Source organism: Nocardia sp. NPDC006630 (assembly GCF_040611495.1).
Classification (GTDB): Bacteria; Actinomycetota; Actinomycetes; order Mycobacteriales; family Mycobacteriaceae; genus Nocardia.
Map to the genome: position 1 here is coordinate 36,185 of NZ_JBEXOK010000005.1, position 13,438 is coordinate 49,622.

11 protein-coding genes are annotated in these 13,438 nt (G+C 66.2%); 6 read left to right on the plus strand and 5 right to left on the minus strand.

Going from position 1 to position 13,438, the window contains the following annotated elements:
• Nucleotides 1-1,545 carry a FadD3 family acyl-CoA ligase gene (locus ABZX86_RS15425; RefSeq protein ID WP_355123928.1) on the minus strand — a complete coding sequence of 515 codons (1,545 nt, stop codon included), beginning with the start codon at nt 1,543-1,545 and terminating at the stop codon, nt 1-3.
• Between the two features lie 70 nt (nt 1,546-1,615).
• Between ABZX86_RS15425 and ABZX86_RS15430 the strand changes: the two genes are divergently transcribed.
• The 6 genes from ABZX86_RS15430 (at nt 1,616) to ABZX86_RS15455 (ending at nt 8,589) form a co-directional block, all read left to right on the plus strand.
• Nucleotides 1,616-2,848, plus strand: a complete 1,233-nt coding sequence (locus ABZX86_RS15430; RefSeq protein WP_355124827.1) for an acyl-CoA dehydrogenase family protein — start codon at nt 1,616-1,618, stop codon at nt 2,846-2,848.
• Nucleotides 2,845-3,639, plus strand: a complete 795-nt coding sequence (locus tag ABZX86_RS15435; RefSeq protein ID WP_355123930.1) for an SDR family oxidoreductase — start codon at nt 2,845-2,847, stop codon at nt 3,637-3,639. The genes ABZX86_RS15430 and ABZX86_RS15435 overlap by 4 nt, the downstream gene beginning before the upstream one ends.
• Nucleotides 3,640-3,882: 243 nt before the next feature.
• Nucleotides 3,883-4,638 (plus strand): hypothetical protein, encoded by a 756-nt coding sequence (locus tag ABZX86_RS15440; protein WP_355123932.1) that lies wholly within the window; start codon nt 3,883-3,885, stop codon nt 4,636-4,638.
• Between the two features lie 20 nt (nt 4,639-4,658).
• Complete coding sequence (locus ABZX86_RS15445; RefSeq protein WP_355123934.1) at nt 4,659-5,291, plus strand: TetR/AcrR family transcriptional regulator; 633 nt, start codon at nt 4,659-4,661, stop codon at nt 5,289-5,291.
• Between the two features lie 138 nt (nt 5,292-5,429).
• Entirely contained in the window at nt 5,430-6,581 is a 1,152-nt protein-coding gene (locus tag ABZX86_RS15450; RefSeq protein WP_355124829.1) for an acetyl-CoA C-acetyltransferase, read from the plus strand.
• Nucleotides 6,582-7,212: 631 nt separating this feature from the next.
• Nucleotides 7,213-8,589: a solute carrier family 23 protein gene (locus tag ABZX86_RS15455; RefSeq protein ID WP_355123936.1), complete on the plus strand. Its 1,377-nt coding sequence runs from the start codon at nt 7,213-7,215 to the stop codon at nt 8,587-8,589.
• 1 nt (nt 8,590) lies between these two features.
• Here the strand turns inward: ABZX86_RS15455 and ABZX86_RS15460 are convergent, their stop codons facing one another.
• The 4 genes from ABZX86_RS15460 to ABZX86_RS15475 form a co-directional block, all read right to left on the minus strand.
• Nucleotides 8,591-9,955, minus strand: a complete 1,365-nt coding sequence (locus ABZX86_RS15460; RefSeq protein WP_355124831.1) for an FtsW/RodA/SpoVE family cell cycle protein — start codon at nt 9,953-9,955, stop codon at nt 8,591-8,593.
• Nucleotides 9,956-10,087: 132 nt separating this feature from the next.
• Complete coding sequence (locus tag ABZX86_RS15465; RefSeq protein ID WP_355123938.1) at nt 10,088-11,146, minus strand: hypothetical protein; 1,059 nt, start codon at nt 11,144-11,146, stop codon at nt 10,088-10,090.
• A gap of 59 nt (nt 11,147-11,205) precedes the next feature.
• Nucleotides 11,206-12,171, minus strand: a complete 966-nt coding sequence (locus ABZX86_RS15470) for a cytochrome c oxidase assembly protein (protein ID WP_355124833.1) — start codon at nt 12,169-12,171, stop codon at nt 11,206-11,208.
• A 193-nt stretch (nt 12,172-12,364) separates the two neighbouring features.
• Nucleotides 12,365-13,360 carry a cation diffusion facilitator family transporter gene (locus tag ABZX86_RS15475; protein WP_355123940.1) on the minus strand — a complete coding sequence of 332 codons (996 nt, stop codon included), beginning with the start codon at nt 13,358-13,360 and terminating at the stop codon, nt 12,365-12,367.
• Between the last annotated feature and the right edge of the window lie 78 nt (nt 13,361-13,438).

Sequence of the window (13,438 nt, forward strand, 5' to 3'; positions counted from 1 at the left end):
TCACGCCTTCTCCTCACGTAGTTGCCGCTTGAGTACCTTGCCGGCCGCGCTGTACGGCAGTTGGTCACGGAATTCCACGAACTGCGGCACCTTGAACCGGGCCAGCAGCGTCTTGGCATGTGCCAGCACCTCTTCCGCGGTCAGCGCGGATCCGGGCTTGCGCACCACGAACACCTTGCCGACCTCGCCCATGCGCTCGTCCGGTACGCCGATGACCGCGGTCTCGGCGACACCGTCGAGCCGGGCCATGGCCTGCTCCACCTCGGCGGGATACACATTGAAGCCGCCGGAGATGTACATATCCTTGAGCCGGTCGGTGATCTTCACGTAGCCGTGCTCATTGATCACCGCGACATCGCCGGTGTGCAGCCAGCCGTCCCGGTCGATGGTGTCGGCGGTGGCCTGCGGATCGTCCAGATAGCCGATCATGATCTGCGCACTGCGCAGCAGCAGTTCGCCATTGTCGGCGAGCTTGAGTTCGAAGCCCGCGATGGCGCGGCCGCAGGTATTGGCGATGGTCTCGTTGGAGTCCTCCGGACGGCACATGGTGCCGAAACCGCCGGATTCGGTCTGCCCGTAGGCGGTCAGCACCACATCGAAGCGCAGTTCGTCGCGCATTCGCTCGATGAGCACCACCGGCACGGTGGCGGCGCCGGTGACGGCGACCCGCAGCGTCGACAGATCCGCGGTGGCGCGAGCCGGATGCTCGAGCAGGGATTGGAAGATGGTCGGCGGCCCGGTGACCACGGTGATGCGCTCATCGTGAATGAGCCGCATGGATTCCGGCACGTCGAACACGGCCTGCGGGACGATGGTCGCACCGGTGACCAGGCAGGTGAGAATGCCCGCCTTGTAACCGAAGCTGTGGAAGAACGGCGGCACCACGAGAAAGCGGTCGCTGCTGTTCAGGGTCGCGCAGTCGGCCCAGGAGCGGGCGCTGGTCAGGACGCGCCCGTGCGGAATGAGTACGCCCTTGCTGCGCCCGGTGGTGCCGGAGGTGAAGAGAATGTCCGAGAGATCTTCCGGCTGTACGGATTCCGCGCGCGCGATGGCGTCCTCGAGCGAGACCGCCTCGGCCAGCTTCGGCAGCTCGGACCAGGCGATGGCGTCGACGGCCTCGACACCCTCGGCGGGAATGGAGATGACGGTGTCGATCACCAATCCCGGTGCGGTGGCGCGCAGTTCGGCCAGCCGGTCCCGGCCCAGGAAGGAGCCGGTGATGAACAGTGCCTTGGCATCGACCCGGCTCAGCACCTCGGCGACCTCGTCGGCCACGTACCGGGTATTCAGCGGAACGATCACCGCGCCGACATAGTGGGTGGCCAGCAGCGCGGTCACCCAGTGGTGCGTATTGGGGGCCCAGATGCCGATCCGGTCGCCCCGCTGCACGCCGCGGGCAAGCAGCACGCGAGCGGCCTCACGGACCGAATCGAGCAGCTGCTCCCAGCTCAGTGTCACGGCACCGTCGCAGACGGCAGGTGCTGAGCCGAAGGCGCTCGCGGCATGGTGCAGCGCGAGCGGAGTGGTCTGCGGTGGGGATGTCACGGGGTCTCCGAGCGTCCGGGAATGGGTCTAACAAAGCAAGTGCTTGGTAGGTTACTCTACGGGGGTGAGCATGATCCAGACCCCCGAACCGGCCAGCGGGACCACGGTAAGTCGTGAATCCGGCCCGGATGCTGAATTCCGCGCTGAGGTGCGTGACTGGCTGACGGAGAACCTGAACGGGAAGTTCAGTCACCTGCGCGGTCTGGGCGGCCCGGGCCGTGAGCACGAGGCCTTCGAGGAGCGTCTCGAATGGGATCGCGCCCTCGCCGCCGCCGGACTCACCTGCCTCGGCTGGCCCAAGGAGTGGGGCGGCCGCGACGCCACCCTGCAGCAGCAGGTCATCTTCCACGAGGAGTACGCCAAGGCCGATGCGCCCAGCCGCGTCTCGCACCTCGGTGAGGAACTGCTCGGCCCGACCGTGCTGGCCTTCGGCACCGAGGAGCAGAAGCAGCGCTTCCTGCCCGGCATTCGCAATGTGACCGAGCTGTGGTGCCAGGGGTACTCCGAGCCCGGCGCGGGCTCGGATCTGGCCGCAGTCAGCACTTCTGCGTACCTGGATGGCGACGAATGGTCGATTTCCGGACAAAAGGTGTGGACTTCGCTCGCGCATCTGTCCGATTGGTGCTTTGTCGTCGCGCGCACCGAGAAGGGCTCGAGCCGTCACCACGGTCTGTCCTATCTGCTGGTGCCGATGAAGCAGCCCGGTGTCGAGGTGCGGCCGATCATCCAGCTCACCGGGACCGCGGAGTTCAACGAGGTCTACTTCGACAATGCCCGCACCGCAGCCGATCTCGTGGTCGGCGCGCCCGGCGAGGGGTGGAAGGTCGCGATGGGCACGCTCACCTTCGAGCGCGGCATCTCGACCGTCGGCCAGCAGATTCGGTACGCCCGTGAGCTCGCCGACCTGGAAGCCGTCGCGAAGCAGAACGGCGCACTCGAAAACGCCGTCATCGCAGACCGTTTCGATCAGGCCTGGGTCGGACTGCGGGTACTGCGCGCCCACGTGCTGCGCACCTTGGAAACCGGCCACGAGGGCGCGTCCGTCGATGCCCGCACGGCGGCCGGTCAGGCGTCGGTCACCAAGCTGCTCTGGGCCAACTGGCACCGCGATCTCGGCGAGCTGGCCATGGACGTGCTCGGCGCGCCCGGCCTCATCGCCGACGCCGACGGTGACGATCTGAATGCCTGGCAGCGCATGTTCCTTTTCACTCGCGCGGACACCATTTACGGCGGCTCGAACGAGATTCAGCGCAATATCATCTCCGAGCGTGTGCTCGGACTTCCCCGGGAGGCTCGTCCGTGACCGATTTGTCTATCGCCCCTGAAATCACGCCCGGCCACAACCTGCTCGCGGGCAAGGTCGCCGTGGTGACCGCCGCGGCCGGTACCGGAATCGGTTCGGCCACCGCGCGCCGGCTGCTGTCCGAGGGTGCGGATGTTGTCGTCTCCGATTGGCACGAGCGTCGCCTCAAGGAGACCGAAGAGGCGCTGCAGGCCGAATTCCCGGACCGCCGTGTGGCTTCCGTGCCCTGCGATGTGAGCTCCACCGAACAGGTGAATCAGCTCATCGCGCAGGCGGTTTCGGCGCTGGGCCGCATCGACATCATTGTCAACAATGCCGGTCTGGGCGGTGAGACCCCCGTGGTGGATATGACCGACGAGCAGTGGGACAAGGTCATCGACATCACCCTCAACGGCACCTTCCGTGCAACGCGGGCCGCGCTCGCGTACTTCCGCGAGGCCGGGCACGGCGGCGTGATCGTCAATAACGCGAGTGTGCTCGGCTGGCGTGCCCAGCACGGCCAGGCGCACTATGCCGCCGCCAAGGCCGGCGTCATGGCGCTGACCCGCTGCTCGGCCGTCGAGGCCGCCGAATACGGCGTGCGCATCAATGCGGTGGCCCCGTCCATTGCGCGGCATGCGTTCCTGGACAAGGTGACCTCCGGTGATCTGCTGGATCGCCTGGCCGCGGGCGAGGCCTTCGGCCGGGCCGCCGAGCCGTGGGAGATCGCCGCGACCATCGCCATGCTGGCCAGCGATTACACCAGCTATCTCACCGGAGAGGTTGTCTCCATTTCGAGCCAGCGCGCCTGATTTGGATAGGCGAACCTGATTTCGGTTCAGCGCAGCCGAATTCGGATTGCCGGGTGATGTGGAAAGCCGTGTCACCCGGTCGCAGTATTTCTCACTGCCGCGTCCCGCAGGGGCGCGGCAGTGCTATTTTTCCGGCCCCTGACGCCGACGAATTTATTCGGGGCGCAAAATGGCTGGCGCGCCGGTGCTGTCCTTGTGTAATCCTGGTTTAAGCCGGTTCCGCATAGTCGAAGGGCGCGACCCATGGGTCCGGATCGCCGACAACAAGCAGCTCCAGAGCAGCCCGATGACGGGCTGGAACTACAGCTGGTGCGTGAGGTCGTTCTTGCGCGCCGAAGACTCGACAATGTCGTGCTCGCGGCGCTGACGCTGGGCGCCGAATTGCTCGACCACGATTCCGAACGCGCCACCGCCATGCGCGCGGCGCAGATTCTGGAACAGCATGCGGTGGACGAGGTGGAGATTTCCCGCGATCCGCGCGCCGCACTGCGCACCGACATGATTCGCGATCGCGATCGGGCCCGCCGTATCGGCCTGGTGCGCGAGTCCTGGCATCCGGTTTCCGAAGATGAGCAGCGGCGCCGGAAACAGGCGGTACTGCTGCGCGAAGTCCGCGCGGATCTGCTGGAGGTGGTGCGCGATTGCGGGCGGGTCAGCTACGACCGCATCGCGTTCGCGGATGGCATAGCGAAGGGATTGTGCGCGGCCACCGACAAATTGGTGGAGGGCGCGGATATGGAGACATATCGGGCATGGCAGCGGGGGATGGTGTTGAAACTCAGCGAAGTTCCCGCACACGAGGACATTCCGGCGCATGTCATGGCAACGGTCGATGCCGGACCCGGTCTCGAACCACTGACCGTGGAGTGGGACAGTCCGGAAAGGCGGCTCGCACTGGTGGCTCGCATGGCCCGCGCCGGAATCTCGCCCATAGTCATCTGCGACCGCCTGCTGGCGGACCTATCCGTGTCGTCGCCGTTGCGATACTCCGTGAGATAAACCCGCACTCGACCAAGCAAATGCTTGGTTGTATATTGGGGTTCGTGACCCCACCATCGGAGCCTTCCAAGTCGGCGCGCCGTAGCGAGCTGCTCGGCCTGGCCGCCAATCTCTTCGCCGAGCGAGGACTGCGCGCCACCACGGTTCGTGACATTGCCGATGCCGCGGGGATTCTATCCGGGAGTCTCTACCACCACTTCGATTCCAAAGAAGCCATGGTGGACGAAATCCTGCGCGGCTTCCTCGACGACCTCTTCGGGCGCTACCGCGAGATCGTCGGCTCGGGGCTCAGCGCCCGCGACACCCTCGAGGCGCTGGTGGTCGCGTCCTACGAATCCTTCGATCAGTGGCACGCCGCGGTCGCCATCTACCAGGCCGAGGCCAAACGGCTCAGCGGCACACCGCGATTCGGCTACATCGACGAATACAACAAAGAGTTCCGCGAGCTCTGGCACCAGGTGCTCGCGAACGGCGTCGAGGAGGGCGGCTTCCGCCCGGAGCTGGATATCGAACTGGCCTACCGCTTCCTGCGCGACACCGTGTGGGTGTCGGTGCGCTGGTATCAGCCCGGCGGCCGGATCACCGTCGACAGCCTCGCCAAGCAGTACCTCACCATCGTGCTCGACGGATTGACCAATCCCGAAGCGCGATAACTGGTTCCAACTCCCGGGACGCTCAGGGGCGCCGCCCCTGAAACCCCGACAGCAGCACCGGAAGACCGAAAGCACCAGCTCAGCCCGCAGCAGTAGGAGTTCACAATGTCAGCACCCTCTCGCCGTCAGTACGCACCCATGCGGGACGCGTATGTGGTCGACTCCGTTCGTACTGCGGTCGGTAAGCGCGGCGGGGCGCTCGCGGCCGTGCACCCGGCCGATCTGGGTGCGGCGGCGCTGCGTGGACTGATGGGCCGCAACGAGATCGACCCCGTGGTCGTCGACGATGTGGTGTTCGGCTGCTGCGACACCATCGGACCGCAGGCCGGAAATATCGCGCGCACCGCCTGGCTCGCGGCCGGCTACCCGGAGTCGGTACCCGGTGTGACCGTCGACCGTCAGTGCGGCTCCTCGCAGCAGGCCATCACCTTCGCCGCGCAGGCCATCATGTCCGGCACCTCCGAGGTCATCGTGGCCGGCGGCGTGCAGAACATGAGCGCCATTCCGATTTCCGCGGCCATGCTCGCGGGTCAGCAGTACGGCTTCGAGGGCCCGTTCGTCGGCGCGCAGGGCTGGGACCACCGCTACGGCACCGCCGAAGTGTCGCAGTTCAATTCGGCCAATATGATCGCCGAGAAGTGGGATATCTCCCGCCGCGATATGGAGGAGTGGGCGCTGCGCAGCCACGACCGCGCGCGCAAGGCCATCGCCGAGGGCAAGTTCGACCGGGAGATCGTGCCGGTCGGCGACTTCTGGATCGACCAGGGCCCGCGCGAGACCACACTGGAGAAGATGGCCGGGCTGCAGCCGCTCGCCGAGGGCAGCCGCATCACCGCCGCGCTCGCCAGCCAGATCTCCGACGGCGCCAGCGCGACCCTGCTCGCCTCGGACTGGGCGGTGCAGGAGTACGGCCTCACCCCGCGGGCCCGCATCCACCATGTGAGCGCGCGCGGCGCCGATCCGATCTACATGCTCACCGCGCCGATTCCGGCCACCAGGTGGGCGCTGGAGAAGACCGGCCTCACCATCGACGATATGGACGTCATCGAGATCAACGAGGCCTTCGCCTCGGTGGTGCTCGCGTGGCTCAAGGAGACCGGCGCGAACCCGGACAAGGTCAATGTCAACGGCGGCGCCATCGCGCTGGGCCACCCGCTCGGCGCCACCGGCGCCAAGCTCTTCGCCTCGCTGCTGAACGAGCTGGAGCGGGTGAACGGCCGCTACGGCATGCTCACCATCTGTGAGGGCGGCGGCACCGCCAACGTCACCATTATCGAGCGCCTCGGCTGAGTTCGACTGGGCCGAAAGGTCTTTCGGAGGTCGCCCACCCATTCCGGTGGGCGACCTGCTACCGATAGTCGAGACCCGTTCGGCAGCGGCAGAATTGACCGGCGCCTCGGGGATTGATCGGTATCACCGCGATCTACCGGAAATGCGCAGCGGGGTTTCGGGCGGCCGGTATCGGGGCCGAAATCGAATGCGCGGCGTGATCAATTGGCGCGCATAATCTTTCAGAACGAGCTCGGCTCCCGTGTGCCGGCGGCACATGTGTCTCACGCAATGGGCATCACGCGGTTGAACATTCAGACCGGACTTGCCGGAATGTATTACCTGCGAGACGAATTCGACGTCGGCGCGGCAGGCAATCCGCTCGGACTTCCCAGCGGTGAATGCGAGATCCCGCTCATCGTGCAGACCGGACCGTCAATGCCGACGGCAGCCTGCAACCCATGATGGCCACCTATATTCCGGAGGGCTGCAACCAATCCGGCAGTTCGGGGATGTGGCCTGTGTCGACGGTATGGCGTGGCCGCTGCCCTGACCGGAGAAATGTGGACCATCCGCGTGTGACTCGGAGCTGAAGGTTTGCTCGCACTACGATGGCCGGGATTGTCTCCGGATCGGTAGAAAGCGGGCTGTCATGGATCTGGGTGTCCGCTGGACCGTGCACGGCGACGGGCGCACACCGGCGCCGGGCGCGGTGGTCCGGCCTGATGAGCGGCTGTCCTGGCCGCGCACACTGGGTTTGGGCGCCCAGCACGTGGTGGCCATGTTCGGTGCGAGTTTTGTCGCACCTGTACTGATGGGTCTGGATCCCAACCTGGCCATCATGATGTCGGGTGTCGCGACCACCATCTTCCTGCTCGCGACTCGTGGCCGGGTGCCCAGTTATCTCGGGTGCTCGCTGTCGTTTGTCGGTGTGGCAGCGGTCATCCGCGCGCAGGGCGGCAGTAGCGCGACGGTAACCGGTGCGTGCCTGGCAGTCGGAGCGGTGCTGTTTCTGATCGGTCTGGCGGTACAGCGGTTCGGGGCCCGGATCATTCACGCCGCCATGCCTCCGGTGGTAACCGGTGCGGTGGTCATGTTGATCGGCTTCAACCTCGCGCCGGTGACGGCCTCCACCTATTGGCCGCAGGATCAGTGGACGGCCCTGCTGGTCATGCTCGGCACCGGACTGGCGGTGGTGGCTTTGCGTGGATTCTGGTCGCGCATCGCGATTTTCCTGGGGCTGGTGTTCGGGTACGTCTTCTCGTGGGTGCTCGACCGGGTGTTCGGCAAGATCCACTCGGCCGACGGCAGCGGCGCGGTCACCGACCATTGGCGGCTGGATCTGTCCGGCGTGGGCAGGGCGGATTGGATCGGACTGCCGCAACTGCATGCGCCGTCCTTCGAATGGTCGGCGATCCTGGTCGCCCTGCCCATCGTGATCGCGCTGGTCGCCGAGAATGCCGGGCATGTGAAGGCGGTCGGCGAGATGACCGGCGACTCCCTGGACGACAAGCTCGGCACCGCCATCGCCGCGGACGGCGTGGCCTCCATGCTCTCGACGGCGGTGGGCGGCCCGCCCAACACCACCTATTCGGAAAATATCGGCGTCATGGCCGCCACGCGCGTCTACTCGACCGCCGCCTATTGGGCGGCAGCCGGTTTCGCGCTGCTGTTCGGTCTGTGCCCGAAGTTCGGCGCGGTGGTGGCCGCCATTCCGGGTGGTGTGCTCGGCGGCATCACGGTCATTCTCTACGGCATGATCGGTCTGCTCGGCGCGCAGATCTGGACCACTGCGCGGGTCGATCTGCGCAATCCGCTCAATCTGGTCCCGGCTGCCGCGGGGCTCATCATCGGCATCGGCAATGTGAGCATGAAATTCACCGACACCTTCACGCTCAGCGGTATCGCGCTGGGCACGGTGGTCGTCATCACCGGCTATCACGTACTCCGGCTGCTCGCGCCCGCGCACTATCGGATGGAAGAGCCGTTGCTCGACGAGGGCACCTCGTCCTACGACGAACCGGCCTAGGTCACTGCGGCTTCGCGAGCCACCGGCGCGAAACATGTTCGGTGCGAGCCTCGGCCAGGGCGACCGGCGGCCGCACCGGGGGCGGCGGTGCGGTGCGCGCATCGTGCGAGATCCGGATGAGCAGCGCGACGATAATGTAGTTGGCCAGCAGTGAGGACCCGCCGTACGACATGAACGGTGTGGTCAGACCGGTCAGCGGAATCAGTTTGGTGACACCGCCCACCACCACGAACAACTGCCAGCCGATGGAGAAGGACAGCCCGCCGCCGAGCAGCTTCCCGAACGCGTCGCGGGTATTGAGCGCGGCGGAGAAACCGCGAATGGTGAGGATCAGGAAGACCACGATCACCGCGGTCAAGCCGACCAGGCCGAGTTCCTCGCCGATGGTGGAGATGATGAAGTCGGTCTTCGCGAACGGCACCTCCTGCGGCCGGCCCGCACCGATGCCCGTGCCCAGCAGGCCGCCCGTGGCCATGCCGAACAGCGCCTGCGAAATCTGGTATCCCGTCGTGTAATACGTCGCGAACGGGTCGTGCCAGACTTCCACGCGCACCCGCACGTGCGGGAACAGCTGATAGGCGAGGGTGGCGCCGATCGCGAACATGGTGAATCCGATGATCAGCCACGACACCCGATCGGTGGCGATATAGATCATGGCCAGCACCGTGCCGAAGATCAGCAGTGAGAAGCCCAGGTTCTTCTCGTACATGAGCACCAGCACCGCGGCGACGGTGACCAGCAGCAGTGGACCCAGATCTCGCAGCCGGGGGAAGGTCATGCCGAGGAAGCGGTGGCCCGCCGAGGTGAACAGCTCCCGGTTCGCCACCAGGAACGAGGCGACGAAGATGAGCAGCAGCACCTTGGCGAATTCGCCGGGCTGAATCGAGAAGCCGTGCAGCAGAATCCAGCTCTTACCGCCGTTGACCTCGCTGAATCGGGAGGGCAGCAGGGCCGGGACGAGCAGTGCGCCCAGGCCGGCCAGCCCGCAGGTGTAGCCGAATTTCGCGGGGGTGGTGTGATCGCGGACCACGGCGAGGACCAGTGCGAAGAGCGCGATTCCGATTCCGGTCCAGATCAACTGGTGTGCCGCGTCCGAGGACTGGGCGCTCCCGCTGGAGAGCGGATTCTCGTGATCGAGCCGCTCGATGAGCACCAGGCCCAGGCCGTTGAGCAGTACCACGCAGGGCAGCAGCACCGGATCCGCGCTCGGCGCCCACCACCGGACCACCAGATGCGCGGCCAATGTGAGCACGGCGAACACCCCGAGCGAGCGCAGGGTGGACACGCCGGTGCCCGCGCCGTCGGCGGCTGACAAGATCATCGCCGCGAATGCCGTGACCGCCAGCGCACCCACGCACAACACCAGCTCAGCGCCACGATAGGTACGTCCGGGCGAGCCGGCCGCGTGCGAACTGTGCCGAAACCTGTTCACGCCCAACAGTAACGCGGGCGGCGAGGTGCGCGCAGCCGAGGCGTTTTTCCGGTGCCCGCCACGTGATTACCGATGCGGTCCGGTGGCGGACCGGGCGCGGTACCGGATGAGCAGCCACAGCAGCAGCGCCTCCGCCAGCGCGGTGAACACGGTCAGGAACTGACTGAAATAACTGGCCAGCACATTCACCACGGTCAGCGAGATGACGCTGGACCAGATGCCCAGCCGCACCGCGATCTCCTCGCGCCCGCGCAGCCACAGCGTCGCCGCGGCCGCACAGCCGATGCCGACCAGTATCTCGGCGACAGCGGCGATCGCCAATCCGGCCAGGGATTTCCAGCCGTGGTGCTGGCTCACGTCCAGCAGATGATCGAGCGAGGCATTGGGCATATGCCGCCCGGAAATAATGAAAACGGCGAGCACCAGATGCACGACCGTCCACACGGCATGTCCGAGCAGCACCACGATGAGCCCGATGCGCAGCGCGGGCAGGGGCAGCACTGTGCGTTCGAGCCGTTCCAGTCGGCGCTCCCGCCGCACCAGCAGTGCGGGCCGGGTGTCCGCGTGCACGGTGTTCAAATAGCTGGTCAGCGCATCGCAGAGTTCGCGCTCGTCCGGTCCGAAACCGCTGCTGTCCAGGGCATTCAGTTCGGCGAGCAGGGTGGCGCGTTCCTCGGGGCGCATGCGGGAGCCGGTGAGCTGCCCGACCGCGACGGTCACCTCGCCGAGGGCCAGCAGCGGCGGGCGGATGCGGCGGCGGTCCGCGAAGAGCGCGACCGCGACAATGCACAGGAAGGCCAGATAGATGATGGGCGCGGCCAGCGGGAAGAAGTAATTGTTGTCCGTCGTGATGAACTTGCCGACCTCGTCGATGAACAGGCCCAGGCCGATTCCGGCCAGTACCGCCGTGACGGTGAGCGCATGGCGTGCCGAGGACAGGAGGGCGACCAGAGCCGCGATGACCAGCAGCAATCCGCCGAACAGGGCATGCGCGATGTGATAGGTGCTGCCGCCGATCTTCGGATATCCGGACGCCATCAGATACAGGCGGGTGATGACCACCGTCAATCCGAAGCAGACGGCCATGACGGTTACCAATCGCCCCGCTTCGGGGCGCCATCTCATCTTTGCCACACGCGTGCCGAACATCCGGACAACGATGGCACAGAACGAGGTTCGATGGGTCAGCGTCGGCGGAAGCGTTCGCTCAATTGCGGGTCGTTCTCCCACCACAGGCCCGTGGTCTGCGGCGGCGCGTCTGCGGTCTCGGTCGAATCGGTCTCGGCCCCAGTGGATTTCGCCTGCTTCGCCGTGTTCGCGGCCGCATCGAGTGCGGCATCGACCTGTCGGGCCTTACGCCGTTCGTCATCGGCCCAGGAGCGCATGACCATGAGCGCGAACGGAATACCGAGCACATCGCCGAGCAACCACAGAATGCCCGCTCCGGCGGTCTGATCCATCCGCAGGCTCGGCCCCCAGGTGCGCCCGACCTCCTGGTAGTAATCGGTGAACAGCACCGGCCCCAGCCACACCACAATGCCCAGCACGCCATCGGCCAGCGACTCCACCACCGTGATCAGCAGCGAGATCGACTGCGGGTAGCGCCGCGGCGTCGGATCGGCCTGCAGCCGTGAATAGAAGTACACGAAGCCGATGACCACGAACCCCACCCGCGACACCGCATCGACCGTGCCGTTGCGCAGCATCGACTCGTACCAGGGCGAGAAATACAGCACCCACGGTGTCAACAGCATTGCCGCCGAAGGCACCAGCGGAAACGTCAGCCCGGTGACAATGCGGCTGTTCAGAATTCGATCCAGCCGCCCCTGCCCCTTCGGCCCGAGCGCCGCCCGCAAAACAGTGAACGGCATCCCCGCCGCCAACCCGAACGCCACCAGATACAGCAGCAGCAACGTCTGCAACGCCCGCACCCAGAACAGCGTGTCCGAGTAAACCCCGACCACCCCGACCCCGGTATAAAGCCACACCGCGAGCCCGACCAGCCCGAAACACCAAGCCCGCCCCGCCGAAGGAAGATCCGCCCCCCGCCTCCGCCCCCCGAACCAGGCCAGCCCATAACCCAACCCGACGACCAGCGTGATCACAACGGTCGGGACGTCCCACCGCCAAGACGTCAGCAAAGAGCCCATCGTCAGCGGTGTGTCGATCCAAGTCACGCCAGCCAGTATCACCCCGCCCCCGATCCGCCTTCCGCCCAGGCACACAACCGCCCGCCCGTAGCGAAGGTGACAACTGATTTCGTGCCGATCGGGGTAACTCCCCGGGTACCGGCTAACTCGGCTACCGCGTAACCGCCGGCGGCCGACGCGACGCTGCTACCGCCTAGGTCTGGCTCGAAGATTCGGGGAGGCGGGAATGCGAGGGGCCGTGGGAGTCTTCGCAGTGGGACTCTGAATCTCGGCCCAGGGTGAGGATATTCGACTGGGCGTGGTCGACCTGGAGGGTGGCGTGGTCGATGTGGTGGTCGTGGGCGAGGAAGTGGGCGAGGTCCTCGCGGACGGCGTGGCAGTCGTAGCCGGGTTCGACCAGGACGTGTGCGGAGAGGGCGGGGGAGCCGGAGGTGATTTCCCAGATGTGGAGGTCGTGCACCTCGACGACGTGGTCGCGGCCCGCCATGGCGGCGCCGATGACGGCCGGGTCCAGGTTCTCCGGTGCGGCCTCCAGGAAGATGCGGCTCGAGGCGCGCACCAGGCTGATTCCGGCCTTCACCATGAGCGCGACCACGATCAGGGTGGCGATCACGTCGGCCTGCACGAATCCGGTGAACATGATGACCGCGCCCGCGACGGCCGTGGCGATGAAGCCGTACATATCGGTGAGGATGTGCTGATACGCGCCTTCGACATTGAGGCTGGTCCGATTGGCACGGCTGATCATGAGCGTCGCGAGGAGGTTGATCACCACACCGATGAGCGCGGTGATCAGCACCAGTCCGCCGGTGACCTCCGGCGGATCGAATAGTCGGCGCACCGCCTCGAAGGTCAGCCAGGCCGCGAGCACCAGCAGTGTCGCGCCATTGGCCATGGCGGAGAGGATCTCCACGCGCTTCCAGCCGAAGGTCATGCGTCCGGCGGCGGGCCGTGCGGCGAGTCGAATCGCCCACAGCGCGAGCACGATCGAGGCCGCATCGGTGAGCATATGCGCCGCATCGGAGAGCAGTGCCAGCGATCCGGACACCACGGCGACCACGACCTCGCCGATCATGTACGCCACGATCAGCGCCAGTGCGCCCGCCAGCCAGCGTTTATCGCTGTCGGCCGAAGCTCCGTGCGCATGCCCGTGACCGTGATCTTGGCTGTGCTCGTGTCCTGCACCCACGTCGTTCTCCTCTCAATGCCGACCGCAGGCGATCATATGCACACATCGCTATGTATGCAAGGTTGAGGACGTGTCATC

What these genes read in the sequence shown, in the direction of transcription:
- ABZX86_RS15455 (WP_355123936.1), top strand. Translation starts at nt 7,213, where the DNA reads ATGGATCTGGGTGTCCGCTGGACCGTGCACGGCGACGGGCGCACACCG.
- ABZX86_RS15465 (WP_355123938.1), bottom strand. Translation starts at nt 11,146, where the DNA reads ATGAGATGGCGCCCCGAAGCGGGGCGATTGGTAACCGTCATGGCCGTC.
- ABZX86_RS15450 (WP_355124829.1), top strand. Translation starts at nt 5,430, where the DNA reads ATGCGGGACGCGTATGTGGTCGACTCCGTTCGTACTGCGGTCGGTAAG.
- ABZX86_RS15445 (WP_355123934.1), top strand. Translation starts at nt 4,659, where the DNA reads ATGCTTGGTTGTATATTGGGGTTCGTGACCCCACCATCGGAGCCTTCC.
- ABZX86_RS15470 (WP_355124833.1), bottom strand. Translation starts at nt 12,171, where the DNA reads ATGGGCTCTTTGCTGACGTCTTGGCGGTGGGACGTCCCGACCGTTGTG.
- ABZX86_RS15440 (WP_355123932.1), top strand. Translation starts at nt 3,883, where the DNA reads ATGGGTCCGGATCGCCGACAACAAGCAGCTCCAGAGCAGCCCGATGAC.
- ABZX86_RS15430 (WP_355124827.1), top strand. Translation starts at nt 1,616, where the DNA reads ATGATCCAGACCCCCGAACCGGCCAGCGGGACCACGGTAAGTCGTGAA.